The sequence below is a fragment of the Undibacterium sp. CCC3.4 genome (assembly GCF_034347425.1).
Lineage (GTDB): Bacteria > Pseudomonadota > Gammaproteobacteria > Burkholderiales > Burkholderiaceae_D > Undibacterium.
The window spans coordinates 162,631-179,508 of sequence record NZ_CP133779.1 but is presented as its reverse complement, the minus strand read 5'-3'; the positions used below and the strand labels follow the sequence as shown (position 1 = coordinate 179,508).

At 54.3% G+C, this 16,878-nt stretch carries 16 protein-coding genes and 1 tRNA gene; 8 read left to right on the top strand and 9 right to left on the bottom strand.

Annotated elements, in window-relative coordinates; translation table 11 throughout:
• Positions 1-12 precede the first annotated feature (12 nt).
• Positions 13-1,350 carry a sigma-54 interaction domain-containing protein gene (locus RHM61_RS00900; RefSeq protein ID WP_322249260.1) on the bottom strand — a complete coding sequence of 446 codons (1,338 nt, stop codon included), beginning with the start codon at positions 1,348-1,350 and terminating at the stop codon, positions 13-15.
• A 230-nt stretch (positions 1,351-1,580) separates the two neighbouring features.
• Here RHM61_RS00900 and RHM61_RS00895 point away from each other — a divergent pair, with 230 nt between their 5' ends.
• The 5 genes from RHM61_RS00895 to RHM61_RS00875 all read left to right on the top strand — a co-directional run bounded on the left by RHM61_RS00895 (position 1,581) and on the right by RHM61_RS00875 (position 6,010).
• Positions 1,581-2,462 carry an MBL fold metallo-hydrolase gene (locus tag RHM61_RS00895; protein ID WP_322249259.1) on the top strand — a complete coding sequence of 294 codons (882 nt, stop codon included), beginning with the start codon at positions 1,581-1,583 and terminating at the stop codon, positions 2,460-2,462.
• A gap of 92 nt (positions 2,463-2,554) precedes the next feature.
• Positions 2,555-3,370, top strand: coding sequence for a sulfite exporter TauE/SafE family protein (locus RHM61_RS00890; RefSeq protein ID WP_322249258.1), 816 nt, complete (start codon positions 2,555-2,557; stop codon positions 3,368-3,370).
• A gap of 15 nt (positions 3,371-3,385) precedes the next feature.
• Positions 3,386-4,825, top strand: coding sequence for a cytochrome ubiquinol oxidase subunit I (locus tag RHM61_RS00885; RefSeq protein WP_322249257.1), 1,440 nt, complete (start codon positions 3,386-3,388; stop codon positions 4,823-4,825).
• A 5-nt stretch (positions 4,826-4,830) separates the two neighbouring features.
• Positions 4,831-5,841, top strand: a complete 1,011-nt coding sequence (gene cydB, locus RHM61_RS00880; RefSeq protein ID WP_322249256.1) for a cytochrome d ubiquinol oxidase subunit II — start codon at positions 4,831-4,833, stop codon at positions 5,839-5,841.
• Positions 5,828-6,010 carry a DUF2474 domain-containing protein gene (locus RHM61_RS00875; RefSeq protein WP_322249255.1) on the top strand — a complete coding sequence of 61 codons (183 nt, stop codon included), beginning with the start codon at positions 5,828-5,830 and terminating at the stop codon, positions 6,008-6,010. Before cydB ends, RHM61_RS00875 begins: the two co-directional genes overlap by 14 nt.
• 18 nt (positions 6,011-6,028) lie before the next feature.
• Here RHM61_RS00875 and RHM61_RS00870 read toward each other — a convergent pair whose 3' ends face one another.
• From RHM61_RS00870 to RHM61_RS00850, 5 genes are all read right to left on the bottom strand, one after another.
• Positions 6,029-6,463, bottom strand: a complete 435-nt coding sequence (locus RHM61_RS00870) for a YeeE/YedE family protein (protein WP_322249254.1) — start codon at positions 6,461-6,463, stop codon at positions 6,029-6,031.
• Between the two features lie 10 nt (positions 6,464-6,473).
• Positions 6,474-6,905, bottom strand: coding sequence for a YeeE/YedE family protein (locus tag RHM61_RS00865; protein WP_322251013.1), 432 nt, complete (start codon positions 6,903-6,905; stop codon positions 6,474-6,476).
• On the bottom strand, positions 6,905-7,237 hold the full coding sequence (locus RHM61_RS00860; protein WP_322249253.1) for a metalloregulator ArsR/SmtB family transcription factor: 333 nt from the start codon (positions 7,235-7,237) through the stop codon (positions 6,905-6,907). The genes RHM61_RS00865 and RHM61_RS00860 overlap by 1 nt, the downstream gene beginning before the upstream one ends.
• 229 nt (positions 7,238-7,466) lie before the next feature.
• Complete coding sequence (locus tag RHM61_RS00855; protein WP_322249252.1) at positions 7,467-8,810, bottom strand: type II toxin-antitoxin system HipA family toxin; 1,344 nt, start codon at positions 8,808-8,810, stop codon at positions 7,467-7,469.
• Positions 8,811-9,518: a helix-turn-helix domain-containing protein gene (locus tag RHM61_RS00850; protein WP_322249251.1), complete on the bottom strand. Its 708-nt coding sequence runs from the start codon at positions 9,516-9,518 to the stop codon at positions 8,811-8,813.
• Between the two features lie 264 nt (positions 9,519-9,782).
• Here RHM61_RS00850 and RHM61_RS00845 point away from each other — a divergent pair, with 264 nt between their 5' ends.
• The 3 genes from RHM61_RS00845 to RHM61_RS00835 all read left to right on the top strand — a co-directional run bounded on the left by RHM61_RS00845 (position 9,783) and on the right by RHM61_RS00835 (position 13,081).
• Positions 9,783-10,673: a LysR family transcriptional regulator gene (locus RHM61_RS00845; RefSeq protein ID WP_322249250.1), complete on the top strand. Its 891-nt coding sequence runs from the start codon at positions 9,783-9,785 to the stop codon at positions 10,671-10,673.
• Positions 10,674-11,038: 365 nt separating this feature from the next.
• On the top strand, positions 11,039-12,022 hold the full coding sequence (locus RHM61_RS00840) for a DUF1852 domain-containing protein (protein WP_322249249.1): 984 nt from the start codon (positions 11,039-11,041) through the stop codon (positions 12,020-12,022).
• Between the two features lie 30 nt (positions 12,023-12,052).
• A complete protein-coding gene (locus tag RHM61_RS00835) occupies positions 12,053-13,081 on the top strand; it encodes a methionine synthase (RefSeq protein WP_322249248.1) in 1,029 nt (342 codons plus the stop codon).
• Positions 13,082-13,583: 502 nt separating this feature from the next.
• On the opposite strand, the gene RHM61_RS00830 is transcribed toward RHM61_RS00835, so the two are convergent.
• The 3 genes from RHM61_RS00830 to RHM61_RS00820 all read right to left on the bottom strand — a co-directional run bounded on the left by RHM61_RS00830 (position 13,584) and on the right by RHM61_RS00820 (position 16,878).
• Positions 13,584-13,668: transfer RNA gene (locus RHM61_RS00830), tRNA-Leu, on the bottom strand.
• Positions 13,669-13,774: 106 nt separating this feature from the next.
• Positions 13,775-15,160, bottom strand: coding sequence for an MATE family efflux transporter (locus RHM61_RS00825; RefSeq protein WP_322249247.1), 1,386 nt, complete (start codon positions 15,158-15,160; stop codon positions 13,775-13,777).
• Positions 15,160-16,878: a glycosyltransferase family 39 protein gene (locus RHM61_RS00820; protein WP_322249246.1), complete on the bottom strand. Its 1,719-nt coding sequence runs from the start codon at positions 16,876-16,878 to the stop codon at positions 15,160-15,162. The genes RHM61_RS00825 and RHM61_RS00820 overlap by 1 nt, the downstream gene beginning before the upstream one ends.

Genomic DNA, 16,878 nt, shown 5'->3' with positions numbered 1-16,878 from the left:
AGTCGCGTTTCGTTAGGAGCGGTTTTGCCGGTTTTGCTGTTTCAGTCGACGATATAAGCTGCGTTCGCTGATCCCCATTTGCGCTGCCAGCTCTTTGCGTGTGCCGCCCCATGCAGTCATCGGAACATCGGCTGGGCCGGCGACGCTTGCCTGAGTGCGCTTGCTCTGTCGCGTGGCTTCGATGTTTGCTGGTAGCGGTAAATGCTCGACGCGAATCACGTTGTCGTCGGCGAACAGGCTGGCTCGTTCCAAGACATTGCGCAACTCGCGCACATTGCCCGGCCAAGAACCGCGCTGTAATAGTTCCATCGCCTCTGCGTTGATCGTCAACTTGCGTTCACCTGAAGACATCCGTTGCAAAAATGAATCGACCAGCAGCACAATGTCGTCGGGACGCTCGCGTAGTGCCGGTAATACAATCGGAAATGCACTGATACGGTAATACAAGTCTTGCCGAAATTCCCTCTGCTCCATCATGCGATCGAGCGCCTTGTGGGTGGCTGCCACCAAGCGGAAGGTCGCGTGCTGAATTTCGACGCTACCGACACGGCGATAAGTACCCGATTCTATCAGGCGCAGCAATTTCACCTGCATTGACAGCGGCACATCACCTATTTCATCGAGAAACAAAGTGCCACCCTGAGCGGTCTCGACTAGCCCCAGTTTGCGTGAAGTCGCACCGGTGAAAGCGCCTTTTTCATGGCCGAACAGTTCGCTCTCGAACAGCGTTTCAGTCAAGCCTGAGCAGTCAACGATGACAAACGGCCCAGCCGACCGATTGCTCATTTCGTGCACGGCGCGCGCGAACAATTCTTTGCCGGTGCCCGATTCTCCGAGCAGCAATACTGGCAGCAAAGATGGCGCGACGCGTCGCAACGCGCCAAGTGCATGATTGAATGCGGCCGAGCGACCAACCAATCCATCGTCGCTGGGTCGCGCCGAAGCACTACGCACCACCTCCAAGCGTTCGACATACGCGGTAATAGTGCCGCTTTCATCAAAAATGGGACGCAGTTCCACAGCAACATGCTCGGGGCCCCGGGGTGTATGGTGAATATGCAATACACGGTCTGGCCCGCGCAACTCTTGCGCTTTTTTCATTGGGCAATGCTCGCCAGCCTGATCGCATGGCACCTCGTACTGATGCGAAATCCGATAACACTTGTGGCCGATGAGGGGTTTGTCGACCTGCCCGAAATTTCGCTGGTAGGCAACATTTGCGGCCAGGATGTTGTAGGCTGGGTCAAGCACGATCATTGGGTGCGGCTCGTATTCAAGAAACGAGATCAAAGACTGTACCGTAGCAGAGATGAGGGATGGTGCCGCAGGGGTGGCAAGCTTGCTCGGCATATTCGCTCCTAGTGATGACGCATCATGTCGCAAGACTGCCACTATGTCAAATGGCTCTGCCATTGGCAGTCAATAGCTGCCAAAAATGTCATGCGAACCGTAGCGCTGAATTAAATATTGTTTAAAATCAAATGTCTACGGTATTTTTCTTTAAGGAAATACTTTGGCACGGCTTTTGCTGTAGTGCATTCCATCGACGAGACATAAGCAACTCACCAAGGATGAAAATCATGAGCAATCAAGCACTTCATATTGAAGGATTTTTCGATCCTGCCACCAGCACGGTCAGCTATCTGGTCATGGACCCCCTTACCCGCCTTTGCGCTTTAGTCGATAGTGTGCTGGACTACGACCCACACTCCGGCCATACCAGCACGGCGTCGGCCGACCGCTTGATCGCCCTCGTCAAGGAACGCAATGCCACGCTGGAATGGATACTCGAAACGCATGTCCATGCCGATCATGTGACGGCAGCGCCTTACTTGAAAGAACGATTGGGCGGCAAGATCGGGATCGGCGCACAGATCGCTACCGTGCAAAAAGTGTTTGGTGCGCTGTTTAATGCCGGCCCCGATATGGCGCGTGACGGCAGCCAATTCGATCACTTGTTTACCAACGATGAGCCGTTTTCCATAGGAGCGCTGGAATGCCGCGCGCTGCATACGCCAGGCCATACCCCCGCCTGTATGAGCTATGTCGTTGGCAATGGCAGCGAGCGAGCCGCCTTCGTCGGTGACACCCTGTTCATGCCGGACTATGGCACCGCCCGTTGTGATTTTCCTGGCGGCGACGCCAGAACCCTGTTCCGTTCAATCAACAAAGTGTTGAGTTTGCCGGAAGACACCTTGCTCTACATGTGCCATGACTACCAGCCCGGTGGCCGCGAGCTGCGCTTTGTCAGTAGCGTCGCTGAAGAGCGACGCTCCAATATTCATGTACGCAACGGCATCACCGAAGAGGAATTTGTTGTCATGCGTACAAAACGAGATGCTTCGCTCGACATGCCGACCCTGCTCCTGCCTTCAGTGCAAATCAATATGCGTGCAGGGCACTTCCCGGAACCCGAAGCAAACGGCATCCGCTACCTGAAAATTCCACTTAACGCGGCCTGAAACACACAGCATAGTTGTAAGGAGACAAGCATGGATGGGCAAATCGGAAGCCGCAGATCGATGAAACGAAGAATACCAGCGGAGTCGACACAATGAGCATCATCATGCTGCTCGGATTCACAGTCGGCATCATTCTTGCACTCACCGGTGCTGGCGGCGGTATCTTGGCCGTGCCATTGTTGGTCTTTGGGGCCGGATTGAGCATGGCCGAAGCCGGTCCCATTGGCTTACTGGCAGTCGGCCTGGCGGCGGCCTTGGGCGCGCTAATGGGGCTGAAAAACGGCACGGTTCGCTACCGGGCGGCAGCGCTGATTGCCGGCGCAGGAATCATTTGTTCGCCGCTTGGTTTGTGGTTGGCGCAACGTAGCCCTAACCGGCCGCTGACTATCGTGTTTTCGTTTGTGCTGCTGTACGTGGCCGTGCGGGTCTTGCAACGCGCCATGCACGATGCTGGCAGTCATTCGCCGCAGGACAATGCGTCGACCAGCAAGACGCTACCGCCGTGCCAATTGGATGCGGAACGCGGCAAGCTACGCTGGACTGCGCCCTGCGCCCGTGCACTCGCGCTCTCCGGTGTGCTTGCTGGCACCCTGTCAGGTTTGCTCGGAGTCGGCGGCGGCTTTGTCATGGTGCCGGCATTGCAACGCTATACCGACCTGAAGACACAGTCGATTGTGGCGACTTCGCTCGCCGTCATCGCTCTGGTCTCGATTGCCGGCGTGGCCAGCAGTGCTGCGTCTGGCCACTTGCAATGGGCCATCGCCTTCCCCTTTGCTGCCGGCGCACTGGGCGGGATGATCGGCGGCCGCTTGATCGCGGCGCGGCTATCGGGGCCGTATCTACAAAAAGCGTTTGCCATTGTTTCTGCAGCGGTTGCAGTAGCGCTATTTATTAAAGCAATTTCATAAGGTTTTGGAGAAAATATGTTTGGCTTCAGCGCGTTAGAGCTCTCACGCATTCAGTTCGGTTTCACGATCTCGTTTCATATCATTTTTCCGGCGATCACCGTCGGCCTGGCCAGCTTTCTAACCGTGCTCGAATTTCGCTGGCTGCAAACCGGAAAAGCGGTCTATCTCGACCTATACCACTACTGGATCAAGATTTTCTCCGTCAACTTTGGCATGGGCGTGGTTTCCGGTCTCGTCATGGCTTACGAATTTGGTACCAACTGGGGCGGCTTTTCCACATTCGCCGGCGGCGTTACCGGGCCCCTGCTTGCTTATGAAGTATTGACGGCCTTTTTCCTCGAGGCCGGCTTTCTTGGTGTCATGCTGTTCGGTTGGGAAAGGGTGGGGCGCGGCTTGCACTTTTTCGCTACCGCCATGGTATCACTCGGCACACTCATCTCCACCACCTGGATTCTGGCCTCAAACAGCTGGATGCAAACGCCGCAGGGTTACGCAATCGTCAACGGCAGCGTGGTGCCGACGGATTGGCTGAAAGTGATTCTTAACCCCTCGTTCCCTTATCGTCTGCTGCACATGAGCACGGCTGCCTTTCTCGCCACAGCGCTGATAGTGGCCGCCGCCGCAGCGTGGCACTTGCTCAGAAAAAACGATAGCCCTGCCGTGCGCAAAATGCTTTCCATGGCAATGTGGATGCTGGTCATTGTTGCGCCGATTCAAGTCTTGATCGGCGACGCCCATGGTCTCAACACGCTGGCGTACCAGCCAGCCAAACTCGCGGCCATTGAAGCCCACTGGGAAAATCATGGCGATGAGGCGGTACCACTGATCCTGTTCGCTTGGCCCGACATGGCGGCCGAAAAAAACCATTATGAAGTGGCGATCCCGCGCATCGGCAGTTTGATCTTGACGCACACCATGAAAGGCCAGATTCCAGGCTTGAAAGAGTTTGCAAAAGCGGAGCGGCCGAATTCGACGATAGTCTTTTTCAGCTTCCGTATCATGGTGGCCCTCGGCTTAGCAATGATCGTGCTGGGTCTATGGGGTGTTTACTTGCGCATGCGTAAAACCATGTACCAGTCTCGCTACTTCTTACGCGCAACGCTGATGATGGGGCCGGCAGGCTTGATGGCCATCCTCGCCGGCTGGTTCACCACCGAAATTGGGCGTCAACCTTGGGTGGTCTACGGCCTGATGCGTACCGCCGATGCCGTTTCATCCCACGCTGCTGCGCCACTTGCCTTCACGCTTGCACTATTTATCATCGTCTATTTTTCCGTGTTCGGCACCGGTACCGCCTACTTGTTACGCTTGATGCGCAAAGGGCCGCAACCGTATGACGACCAGCGTCACCACATCAGCGGCGGGCCCGGTCACAGTCACACCGCCGCCCGTCCGCTGTCAGCGGCGGACGATGATGTTGCTGTTCACCTTTCATCATCCAACGAGCGGAGCTAAGCAAAATGGGTATCGATCTCTCCATCATTTGGGCCGTGATTATTTTCTTCGGCGTGTTCATGTACATTGTCATGGACGGCTTTGACCTCGGCATTGGCATCCTGTTTCCCTTCGTACCTGATCGGCACGAGCGCGACGTCATGATGAACACCGTGGCCCCTGTATGGGACGGCAACGAGACTTGGCTCGTGCTCGGTGGCGCGGCGCTGCTGGCCGCTTTCCCGCTGGCTTATTCAGTCATTCTCACTGCGCTCTACCTGCCGCTGATCTTCATGCTGCTGGGCCTGATTTTTCGCGGCGTGGCCTTCGAATTTCGCTTCAAGGCGCGCGACCACGAACGACATGTTTGGGATAAGGCGTTTATTGGCGGTTCGCTGACGGCCGCTTTCTTCCAGGGTGTTGCCTTGGGGGCCTATATCGATGGTTTCCCTATGCAAGGCCATGTCTACGTTGGTCACGTGCTCGACTGGCTGCGGCCATTCCCACTGTTATGCGGGGTCGGCGTGATCGTCGCCTACGGGCTACTCGGCAGTACCTGGTTGATCATGAAAACCGAGGGCGATTTACAACGGCGTATGCTGCAATTGACGCGGCCGCTGCTGGCACTGGTAGTCGCAGCTATTGGCGCGGTCAGTGTTTGGACGCCATTCGTCAACCCGCGCGTCACGGCACGCTGGTTCAGTTTTCCCAACATGCTATGGTTTGCCCCGGTACCGGTATTACTGGCCATTGGCGTGATCTTGCTGCTACGTTTTATTCGGACAAATTCTCAGCACCATGGCGCATTCGCAGCTGCATTGGCCATCGTTTTTCTCGGCTATACCGGGCTGGCGATCAGTATCTTTCCCAACATCATACCGCCGTCCATTTCCATCTGGGAGGCCGCATCTTCACCACAAAGCCAAGGTTTTGCACTGGTTGGAACGCTGTTTATCATTCCTTTTATTCTCGGCTACACGGTCTGGTCGTATTACGTATTTCGTGGCAAGGTGAAACTCGGCGATGGATACCATTGATATGCGCCATCATTGGCAATCTGACGAAGTGCCCAAACCTGCCAGCAACTGGCAGGTCTGGGGTAAACGCCTTGCTTGGCTCGTGCTGATCTGGACCCTGAGTGTCAGCGCGCTTGCTTTACTCGCCGGCGCCATGCGTTTGCTCATGCATGCGCTGGGCATGCGTTGACTGCTCGGCCGCGCCTTGTCAGGCAATCGGTTTGCGACGGCTCTGCAAGTGTTCCAATACCTCAAACACGATCATGCCCGCGATCATGGCAGCCACAAACACCAGTGGCTTGCTGCCGCCGCTGAGCAGTGAGGTCAGCGCCGGTCCCGGGCAATAACCGGCCAGACCCCAGCCTATCCCGAAGCTGAGGCCGCCCAATACCAGACGGCGATCAATCTGCGTTGCCGTGGGCACGCGCATGACCTCGCCTGTCAGTGATTGCCTGCGTCCTGCTGCCCAGCGTGACGCAAACAGCCCGACCAGAATGGCACCACCCATGACGAAAGCGAGCGACGGATCCCAACGACCAGTCAGATCAAGAAAGCCGATGACCTTGGCAGGATTGGTCATGCCCGAGAGAATCAGGCCGATACCGAAAATGATCCCAGCAATGAGTGCACTGATGATATGCATGGTGTTTTCCTTATCCGAGAAGGTGACGAACGATGAACACGGTTATGAAGCCAGCTGTCATGAAGGCGGCAGTCGCAACCAACGAGCGCAGCGAGCCGCGCGACAAGCCGCACACGCCGTGGCCGCTGGTGCAACCCGAGCCATAGCGGGTACCGACGCCGACCAATAAACCAGCTACCACCAGTGTGGCCGTGCTGGCATCAACGTGCACCGCAGGTAAGGGTGCGAAGATGCCATAGAAGAAGGGCGCGCCTAGCAGTCCAAGTAGGAAGGCAATGCGCCAAGCCATGTCGCCATGAGAGCGTTGCAGTAACCCACCTAAAATTCCGCTGATACCGGCGATACGGCCGTTGAACAGCAGGAATATCGCTGCCGCCAAGCCGATGAGGCTGCCGCCCGCCAGGGAGGTCCAAGGTGTGAAATGCGTCCAATCAATGATCATCATGCGACTCCGTTCGGTTGTTGACAATACAGGTGATACAAGATTTGCATGACTGCTTGCGCCTCACGACTGGCAATGCTGTAAAAGATCTGCTTACCTTCGCGCCGGGTGCTGACCAGTCCTTCGTCGCGCAACACGCCAAGCTGCTGAGAAAGGCTAGGCTGTTGGATGCCCAAAATAGTTTCAAGCTCGCTTACACAGTGAGGCCCCTGTGTGAGTTGGCACAGCAACAGCAGCCGGTCCGGATTGGCGAGCACTTTCAACAAACCGCACGCGGCAGTTGCAGCAAGGCGCATTTGGCTCAGGTTAAGCGAAGTTTCAAGCTCGGGCATGGTGTCAATATCTTCAATGAGAAGGTTTTATAATATACTATAAAACATAATATATAAATATATATTGTAAATTTGCAGTGTTTTTGTGCGTCTTAGATGAAGGGGCTGCGTTGCAAAAAAGGAAAAGAGCAGGGGGTATCACCTATGAATTATTCGACCGCTCGTCGTCGGGATAGGCGCTAAGCACGAGGCATCGAACTCGCGCATAGTTTCTTTTAATTCGGAACTATCATGTTCCTGAGGGCATTTTTTTCAGGTTTTCACATTGCTTGAGCATGCCACGTAGAATCGTGTCAGCAACATCGACTGGGAAGCCTTGTGGGATTTGGGTATAAACTGCGTTAACCACTTCTTCAGTTTTGTTTATGAGAGATTCAATAATTTGTTCAGCAGTTGCGGCACCTAATCCGACTAATTTAGCCTGATTTCCCCAATGGCATCGCTGTATTTGACGAATGAAATAATAATTTTCCGAACCTTTTACTGCCATTGCTAATTTTACTTTTTGAGGGGAAATGCTATGAGCTTTTGCGCCGATAATTGGATGAGCGGATAAGATGTCGTATAACGGCGTCGCCTGAAATTGACTTCCGGCTCGATGGAAAATGCTAAAGTTCTTTGCATGTCCATCTATCGCTGCTAATAACCAAAAGACCAATTGGGTTTTAAAAAAATTAAATCTATCTTGGTATGATTGATCAGAGCCGAGAAGAATTTCCATGATGCTTGAAATTCCCGGTCCCCCGTCTGCTTGGTATTTTTGGAGGGGCGACGTACCCGTCGCCTGACAAAAATCCTCTTGCGGTAGTCGTACTATCCAATTGCCATCTTGTGCCAACCGTCTATCAAATCGCTCAACGACAAGTACTTTTATATCTTCGAATTGAGCAATATCGCAATTTGCAACAGGCAGATCAAAGCCTTTCATGATTTTAGAGCATAGCCATTCATTTTCTACAGAAGTACGCATATCAGCCTTCATATCACCGACCAAGCCAAGTGGTAATTTAAAAATATGCGTGGTGGGCGTGCTACCTAGCGGCCTTTGCCACTGATTTTGGTGCCATAAAAGGGCACTTTTTTCTTGAGCACCTGCAATGGACAAACGAAGATCTACAGCGTTTTCTGTCATTCCGAAAGGTTTGTCGGTGCTGGCATTTCTTAGTGTTGCTGCAACCTGCCTATCGCTCAGGGGTTCACCGGCAATACAATAGAGATCGTTTGGTATATCGCCTTCTGGCAATAATTGAATTGCTCCAACGCAATCACGGCCAACCTCAGCTAATAATTGATAAGGTTCAATTCCGTCTGTTTTAAAGTGTCTAGCTATACGACGGCGTATCGTCAAACTGTCTGGTAACAAGTTATCAAAATAGTTTTGAACAGCAATACCTCGATGTGGCTCGTTATTTGGTGTAAAGGGAAGTGAAAGGGAAAGAGGGCGCCTTTGTTTATCAGCAAGCCACTCATCAAAGTACCTTAGCGTGCTCTTATTATTCTGCGCATCCCAGTACCCGACTGGTGTGCCATTGAGCCAGATATTTAAACGTTTTGTATGTGCTCGACGGCCCATTTACCAACTCTCTTTCGTACCAGATGGCGAGATTACCTTCGAGGGAGCTGAATGGCTTTTTTTTATTGCTTTACTCTTCAGTGCTATGGCCATTTTTGATGAAGGGTTTTTCGTACTTTGCTCAGCTAACACTGAAAGAGATTCTTTGTCTGTGAACTCTACCGGAGGTGCTGTTGTGGGATCATCGGAAACCCCCCAAATTTTCGTGTTTTGCGTGAAAACAATATCGCTTCCAAGTAATCGCAATATTGTAAATAGCCTTTCAACACTTGTCGCTTTGGGATTCGCTTCAATTTTGGCGTAACTCTGTTGAGTAACGCCAAGTAATTTTGCCACATCAGCTTGAGACAATCCGGCATGCTTTCTAAAGCCGACGAGAATAGTCCGAATTTGCTGCAATGTCTTAATAGGGTAGACCATATTCTTAATCCTGTATTTGACCGATACAGCATAGTGGTTGTATCGGTAAAATACAACTTTAAATATGTATTTTGTATAAACAGCCTCAAAGTTGTATTTTAAATTTACAACTTTAAGCTCTTGAGACGCTGTCGCAAAAGCCTGATGGACGTTTTTTACACCTGAAACACCGCATACATCGTCATTCCCGCATGCTTTTGGCGGGAACCCAGCGTCGTTTTTTACACTGAAAATGCCACAATTTCTGGCATTTTCAGTTAACCACGAACGCCGCTGGGTTCCTGCCAAAAGCGCGCAGGAATGACGTGGCCACCAGTTGGGGTCATGATACCGACTCAATACCCTTTTGCGACAGCCTCTTGAGGGCGGGGAGGATGTCAAGAGAAATTTCAAATCTTACCGATCTTCTTGAGGTTTGGCAGATGATAATTTGCATGTTGGGCATGCTGTTCTCTCCCACAGTGATCGAATTGAATGAGGAGATCATAAGGAGAGCGAATGATGAAGTAAAATGGTGTCATCTCAACGAAATATGAATTTTACTCATTCATCATGCTTGATCGCATCCACCTATCCATCGTCCAAGAGGTCGAAAAGCAAGGATCGCTGACCGCAGCAGCCGGCGTCCTCCACGTGACACAGTCAGCGCTGAGCCACAGTATGAAAAAACTGGAGCAACAACTGGGGACGGCCATCTGGCTGCGCGAAGGGCGTAGCCTTCGCCTGACACAAGCGGGGCAATACCTGCTGGCGCTAGCCAACCGCGTATTGCCGCAACTGAAGTTGGCCGAAGAGCGCCTGCAGCAGTTTGCGCAAGGCGAGCGCGGCACCTTGCGCATTGGGATGGAGTGCCATCCTTGCTACCAATGGCTGCTGAAGATCGTCTCCCCCTATTTGACGGCATGGCCCGACGTCGACGTCGACGTCAAACAGAAATTCCAGTTTGGCGGCATTGGTGCCTTGTTCGGTTACGAGATCGACTTGCTGGTCACGCCCGATCCGCTGGACAAGCCCGGACTGGTGTTCGAGCCGGTCTTCGACTACGAGCAGGTCTTGGTCGTCGCTGGCAATCACAAACTGGCCAAAGAGGAATACATCAAGCCTAGGCAGTTGGCCGACGAGGTATTGGTGACTTATCCCGTTTCGGTCGATCGCCTGGATATTTACAGCATGTTCCTGACACCAGCCGGTATTGCCCCCAAACGCCACAAACCGATTGAGACGACCGACATCATGCTGCAGATGGTTGCCAGCGGTCGGGGCGTGGCAGCGTTGCCGCGTTGGCTGGTCTTGGAATACGCTGACAAGATGGATGTGGTACCCGTGAGATTGGGCAAGCACGGCATTCCCAAGCAGATCTTCGTGGGCGTGCGCGAGGCAGAGATGGATCTCGACTACCTGCTAGCCTTTATCGAGCAAGCTAAACATCCTGCTGTGACATAGCTGACCAGCGTGGCTTTCATGAGTGCGACTCATAGAACCATCAATTCATTCCGACCTGCCACCTGCCTGAGATGCCACGCGAGCGCGCCATCCTCTGGTCTCAACAAGGCTTCGCAGTCACGACCGCTGACACCTTCCCCGCGCTGTAGAAGCGACAGCTTGAAAAGCCTTTCTCATGAGTATATCTAATGATTTTATGAAATTAATTCATTTTTATTCATGGATTGAACCTACTATAATTCGATTCAAATATTGGCAATGGCAAGACTTCTGAATCAAAAAAAACAGAAACGAACATTGGGAAGTATTGACGGCGCAGGAATGAAAGCGGGATTAACTGAGTAAGAAACTGGGGTTCAGGTCACATGCATAAAGCGTTTACATTTACTATCAAGAGCATTTGTTTCGACGAGGACTATCGTCCTTCCGATGCGTCACGCATCACCACGAACTTCGCGAATCTGGCACGTGGTGCGAGCCGTCACGAGAACCTGCGCAATACGCTCAGGATGATTGACAATCGCTTCAATGCTCTGGCGCACTGGGATAATCCCAACGGCGATCGCTACAGTGTGACGCTTGAGATCATTTCTGTTGAGATGACTATCGACGGTCAGCGTGCTGCTCAAGCATTGCCGCTGATTGAAATCCTGAAGACCAACATTGTTGATCGCAAGACCAACGAACGCATTGAGGGCATCGCGGGAAATAATTTCTCGTCCTACCTGCGTGACTACGACTTCAGCGTTCTGCTCATCGAACACAACAAGAATCAATCTGCCTTCAGCGCCCCGGAGAATTTCGGCGAGCTGCATGGCAAGCTGTTCAAGGCCTTCGTCAGTTCGGATGCGTATCAGGCACACTTCAAGAAGCTGCCCGTCATCTGCCTGAGCGTTTCCAGCACAAGGACCTATCAACGTACCGAGAACCAGCATCCTGTGTTGGGTCTGGAATACGTGCAGGACGCCTATTCGCTCACCGATGAGTATTTCGGCAAGATGGGCATGAAGGTGCGCTACTTCATGCCACCCAACAGCGTGGCCCCGCTGGCCTTCTATTTCTTCGGCGATCTGCTGCTGGACTATACCAATCTGGAACTGATCGGCACGATCAGCACGATGGATACCTTCCAGAAGATCTACCGGCCTGAGATCTACAACGCCAACTCGGCAGCCGGCAAGGTCTATCGGCCCAGCCTCAAGCACCAGGATTATTCCTTGACCCTGATCGTGTACGACCGGGACGAGCGCAACCGCCTCGCTGTCGAGCAAGGGAAATTCGCCGAAGAGAATTTCATCAAGCCCTACCAGGCAAGGCTTGCTCAGTGGGCAGCGAATTACGCTTTTTGATTAACCAGATAGATCATATCCTTTACCACCATGAAAAAACTGTTACCGACATCGACTGCTGGCAGCCTGCCGAAACCTTCCTGGCTTGCTGAGCCCGAGAAACTGTGGTCGCCCTGGAAATTGCAGGGCGATGAGCTGCGCGACGGCAAGCTGGACGCGCTGCGCCTGTCGCTGCAAGAGCAGCAGCACGCCGGGATCGATATCGTCAGTGATGGCGAGCAAACTCGCCAGCATTTCGTGACGACCTTCATCGAGCACCTCGATGGTGTCGATTTTGCGAAGCGCGAGACGGTCAGAATCCGTGACCGCTACGACGCGGCCGTGCCGACCGTGGTCGGTGCCGTTTCCCGCCAGAAGCCGGTCTTCGTCGAGGATGCCAAATTCCTGCGTCAACAGACCAAGCAAGCGATCAAATGGGCCTTGCCAGGTCCGATGACCATGATCGATACGCTCTACGACGCGCACTACAAGAGCCGTGAAAAGCTTGCCTGGGAATTCGCCAAGATCCTTAACCAGGAAGCAAGGGAGCTGGAAGCCGCCGGTGTGGACATCATCCAGTTCGATGAACCTGCGTTCAACGTGTTCTTCGATGAAGTCAATGACTGGGGTGTCGCCACTCTGGAACGTGCCATCGAAGGCCTTCAGTGCGAGACCGCCGTGCACATCTGCTATGGCTACGGCATCAAGGCCAATACCGACTGGAAGAAAACACTGGGATCGGAATGGCGTCAATATGAGGAAGCCTTCCCCAAGCTACAAAAGTCCAGCATCGATATTATCTCCCTCGAGTGCCACAACTCACATGTGCCGATGGACCTGATCGAGCTGATCCGCGGCAAAAAAGTCATGGTCGGTGCCATTGATGTCGCCAGCAACACCATCGAGACGCCTGAAGAGGTAGCCAATACGCTGCGCAAGGCGCTGCAGTTCGTCGATGCTGACAAGTTATATCCCTGCACCAACTGCGGTATGGCCCCGCTGAGCCGCAACGTTGCACGGGGCAAGCTCCGGGCACTGAGCGCCGGTGCTGAAATCATCCGTCAGGAATTGTCGAAGTAGAGCCTGTCAATAAATTGCTGTCAATGTCCGAGGTGTTGGCGTCGACTCAATAGTGACGCAGGGTTAGTTGCTGAATTTCAAGTTCCAATTCGTTGATCTGTTGATCTGTTGATCTGTTGATGGGAGTAGTCCGCGCTGCCAGTATCTTATTCACTGGCCGTGACGAATTCATGTTCCGCTTGCGACCGTGTCGCGGTGAGGCGGTTTGAATGCTGGTCATTGTCAACAGAAGAGCAGACATGCGGCTATGCCGAAAGGAGACGAAAGTACAAAACACCATGTTTGTTACGGTGTAAATGGGAAGGTGTCCGCGAAGTACGAGCAGGTGGTCGGATTCTACTTTGGCTCAAGCGCAGGCAGTTAGCAGAAAGATATTTTGCTGGCGCAAAGCGCAGCGGTGCCGCCTGAAAAATAAGCCTTTGCGGAACCAAGCCCGAATTGCGGAACTAAGCGCGCAAAAAATAAAAGCGACTTACATCGCTGTAAGCCGCTTGAATCCTTGTGGTGCCGAGAGCCGGAATCGAACCGGCACGCCTTGCGGCGCGGGATTTTGAGTCCCGTGCGTCTACCTATTCCGCCATCTCGGCAACGCATGAGCAGCATTATGACAGAGATGACCGCAAGTTGCAATAGTTGCCCGGTTTCGCCGGTCTTTGCCGGCTGTTCAGTGCTGTTTGTGTGCGGACTCCAGCCTCAGACAATATAACTGGCGGCATGCTGTCGCTGCACCCGCTGCAAATACAGGTACAGCGCCAAGGCAACCATGGCGATGCTCAGGCTGTTGGCTAGCCAGAAGCCGGGGGCGCCGTGCAGTGCGGTCGGCATGCATTGATACGGGTCTAAGCCGATCAAGTAACCGCCACCCAAGCCACAACCCCATAGGGCGACAGCATAGAGGATGGTCGGTACCACGGCGACGTGGTAGGCGCGCAGTGTGAAGGCGACGATAACTTGAATGGCATCAAACACTTGATAGACGGCGACAAAAAAGAACAGTGGCAGGGCGGCGGCGATGACTTCAGTCTGGTCGGTGTAGGCGTGCAGAATACGGCTGCGGCAAAACCAGATCAGCGCACCGAGCGGCATCACCAAGGCGGCGGCCAAGAGAATGCCGGCTTGGCCAGTTTGTTTGGCTGCGGCCGGATGGCGGGCACCGATCGCACGCGCGACCAAAGTGCCAGTGGCGCTGGCGATCGACAGCGGCAGCATGTACAAAATAGTACCGAAATTGGCCGTTAATTGATGGCCGGCGACAGCGACGGCACCGAGCCGAGCGATGAACAGCGCCATGAAGGTGTAGGCCGTTACTTCGATCAGATACGACAGGCCCATCGGTATGCCGAGTCGCAGCAGGTCGCGTAAATCCTGCCAGTGCGGGCGCACCCAGCCGCTGCCGAACAGCGCGAAAGCGCGATACACACTGGCATGGCGCAGTACCAGCCAAGCGCATAGCAGCATGCTCCAGGTGATGACGGTGGTGGCGACCGCGCAGCCGGGTCCACCCATGGCCGGTATGCCCCAGCCGCCGAAGATGAACAGGGTATTGAGCGGAATTTTGAGGACCAAGGCGCATAGCTGTATCGTCATCACCATTTTCGGTTTGCCGATGGCATTGTTGAACGCGCTGTAGATGCGAAATGCCAGTGTCGCCGGCAGCGCCATGGCGATGATTTGCAGGTATAGCGTGGCTTTGGCGCTTAAGGTCGGTGCTGCGCTGGCAATCCCGAGCAAGGGCGCGGGATGGAGCAGCAGCGCGCCGCCCAAGCCGCTCAGGAACAGGGCCAACCACAAGGCTTGTTTGAGTTTGGCACCGATGCGCACGAGTTCGCGCGCACCGAACAATTGGCCGATCACCGGTGCGAGCGCTTGCAACACGCCGTTGAGACCGACAAAAATACTCACATAAATCGAGATGCCGATCGACAGCGCAGCCAAGTCGTCAACCGAGCTGCGCGCCGTCATGGCGGTATCGATCACGCCGTTGGCAACAGTCGCCAACTGGCCTATCAGAATCGGCCAGGCCAGCGCGGCGATGCCAGCGGCGCTGCGCCAGAGGCTGCTACGGCCGGCCTCGTTCATCAGTTTTTGCGGCGATACAGGGTGAAAGTTTCGTCTTTATCGGCAGCGCGGTGGCCGCTCCAGATTCGGCTCCATTGCTCAAGACGGTATTGGGCCGGCAGATCCGGTTCGTCCGAGCGCTTGCGATTATGTTGCAGCATCAGGAATTCGCAGCCTTGATCCGAGAAACCGGCAAAATGCACTTGCCCGAAATACGCGAAGGAGCTGCGCTGTGAGGGGCCGATATAGGCTTCCATGCAGTAATTGCCAGTTGGTAATTGTGCCGCGATTTCTTGCGCCAAGGGTTGGTAAGTGACGCGATGATTGATCCATGGCAGCCATAAACTGAGCAGCAGCAGCCAGCACAAGATGACCCCGCCGCTCGAGAGTACGACGGCGCGCCATAACACCGCCGGTTGGCGCGAGATGCGCCAGTACACCAGCAAAAACCAGGCAATGGTGGCGGCCAAGGCGATGGCAAAAATGAAGGGGTTGAAGTTGGCTTGAAACCCCGGTGCCAGATGCATGATTTTGGCGCCGAGTTTATGCGGCCAGCCGGTTTGTTCGGCGATCCAACCGAGCCAAATGAAACCGGCGCTGGCAGTCAGTACGGTCACGGCAAACCAGTCGACGGCATTGATGGCGCTGCGTTTCATAGTCGGCAGGCCGAAGGCGGCAAGAATCGCCAGCGGCGGCAGCATCGGCAAGAGCAAACCATCTTCGGAATTCGGATTGAGCATGGCGAGCAGCGTTACGCACAGGAAAAATGCTGCCGGCAGCGCGATATGCAGGGCTTTGTCTTGCCGCCGCCAAGCGTAGATGGCCCAGCCGGCAAACGGCCAAGCCGGCCAGGCAAACCAGATGCTGTATTTGAAAAAGTAGCTGATGCTGGCCATCGTCGGCCACGCCAGTTGGCGCGCATTCCACTGCATCCACGCCGGGTAAGGAGTGCTGTCGTACGGGTGTGCCATGGAAATCGCCCATAGCCACAGAGCCGGCAGCAGCAGCGCCAACGGCAGCGCCGCCAGCAGATACTTGAACGGGCGCGCCTGGCGGCGGTACAGGCATAGTAATGCCAGGCTCATGACTAATCCGAGTGGCATCACCCAGCCCTTGGTCAGTATCAGTAAGCCCAGACTGATGCCGAATTGCAGAATCAAGAGTCGGCGCGCTTCATCGAACAGACGCACGCACAGGTAGAGGCAAAATGCGATCAGAGAAATTTGCAGGGTTTCGACGCTGGTTTCATGGCTCGGTATCAGCAGGCCGAGGCAAGCGAGATAAATCAGCAGGGCACCATCGGCCAAGGTGCGGCCGAAGTCGCGTGCTTCCGGTTGGCCACCGAAGGCCAGTTTCAAGGGCTGTGCTTCGTTGCGGCGACCGAGCAGGTAGGTGGCGTACCAGACCGAGAGCGAGCCGATGACGAAAAATACACCGGTCGAAACGCGTGCCGCCATCGGTTCGCCCAGCACGGCACCGAACAGTTTGATGCAGAGCGCGCCTATCCAGTAGGTCAATGGACCTTTTTCTGCTACCGGCATGCCGACAATATGCGGCCACAACCAGTCGGCAATACCGCCATGCGCCATGGTCCACATGATGCCGAAGCTGGTGGCGTCATCGCCTTTCCATGGGTCGCGTCCTATCAGACCGGGCAAGATGTACAGCAGGCACAGGGCAATGATGCCCCAGCGCGGAAGGGCGATCGTGGCAGCGGCAGGCAGGCGGACTGGCTTCAT

Coding starts and splice junctions, on each gene's coding strand:
- RHM61_RS00900 (WP_322249260.1), bottom strand. CDS start 1,350: ATGCCGAGCAAGCTTGCCACCCCTGCGGCACCATCCCTCATCTCTGCT.
- RHM61_RS00895 (WP_322249259.1), top strand. CDS start 1,581: ATGAGCAATCAAGCACTTCATATTGAAGGATTTTTCGATCCTGCCACC.
- RHM61_RS00890 (WP_322249258.1), top strand. CDS start 2,555: ATGAGCATCATCATGCTGCTCGGATTCACAGTCGGCATCATTCTTGCA.
- RHM61_RS00885 (WP_322249257.1), top strand. CDS start 3,386: ATGTTTGGCTTCAGCGCGTTAGAGCTCTCACGCATTCAGTTCGGTTTC.
- cydB (WP_322249256.1), top strand. CDS start 4,831: ATGGGTATCGATCTCTCCATCATTTGGGCCGTGATTATTTTCTTCGGC.
- RHM61_RS00875 (WP_322249255.1), top strand. CDS start 5,828: ATGGATACCATTGATATGCGCCATCATTGGCAATCTGACGAAGTGCCC.
- RHM61_RS00870 (WP_322249254.1), bottom strand. CDS start 6,463: ATGCATATCATCAGTGCACTCATTGCTGGGATCATTTTCGGTATCGGC.
- RHM61_RS00865 (WP_322251013.1), bottom strand. CDS start 6,905: ATGATCATTGATTGGACGCATTTCACACCTTGGACCTCCCTGGCGGGC.
- RHM61_RS00860 (WP_322249253.1), bottom strand. CDS start 7,237: ATGCCCGAGCTTGAAACTTCGCTTAACCTGAGCCAAATGCGCCTTGCT.
- RHM61_RS00855 (WP_322249252.1), bottom strand. CDS start 8,810: ATGGGCCGTCGAGCACATACAAAACGTTTAAATATCTGGCTCAATGGC.
- RHM61_RS00845 (WP_322249250.1), top strand. CDS start 9,783: ATGCTTGATCGCATCCACCTATCCATCGTCCAAGAGGTCGAAAAGCAA.
- RHM61_RS00840 (WP_322249249.1), top strand. CDS start 11,039: ATGCATAAAGCGTTTACATTTACTATCAAGAGCATTTGTTTCGACGAG.
- RHM61_RS00835 (WP_322249248.1), top strand. CDS start 12,053: ATGAAAAAACTGTTACCGACATCGACTGCTGGCAGCCTGCCGAAACCT.
- RHM61_RS00825 (WP_322249247.1), bottom strand. CDS start 15,160: ATGAACGAGGCCGGCCGTAGCAGCCTCTGGCGCAGCGCCGCTGGCATC.
- RHM61_RS00820 (WP_322249246.1), bottom strand. CDS start 16,878: ATGAAGCCAGTCCGCCTGCCTGCCGCTGCCACGATCGCCCTTCCGCGC.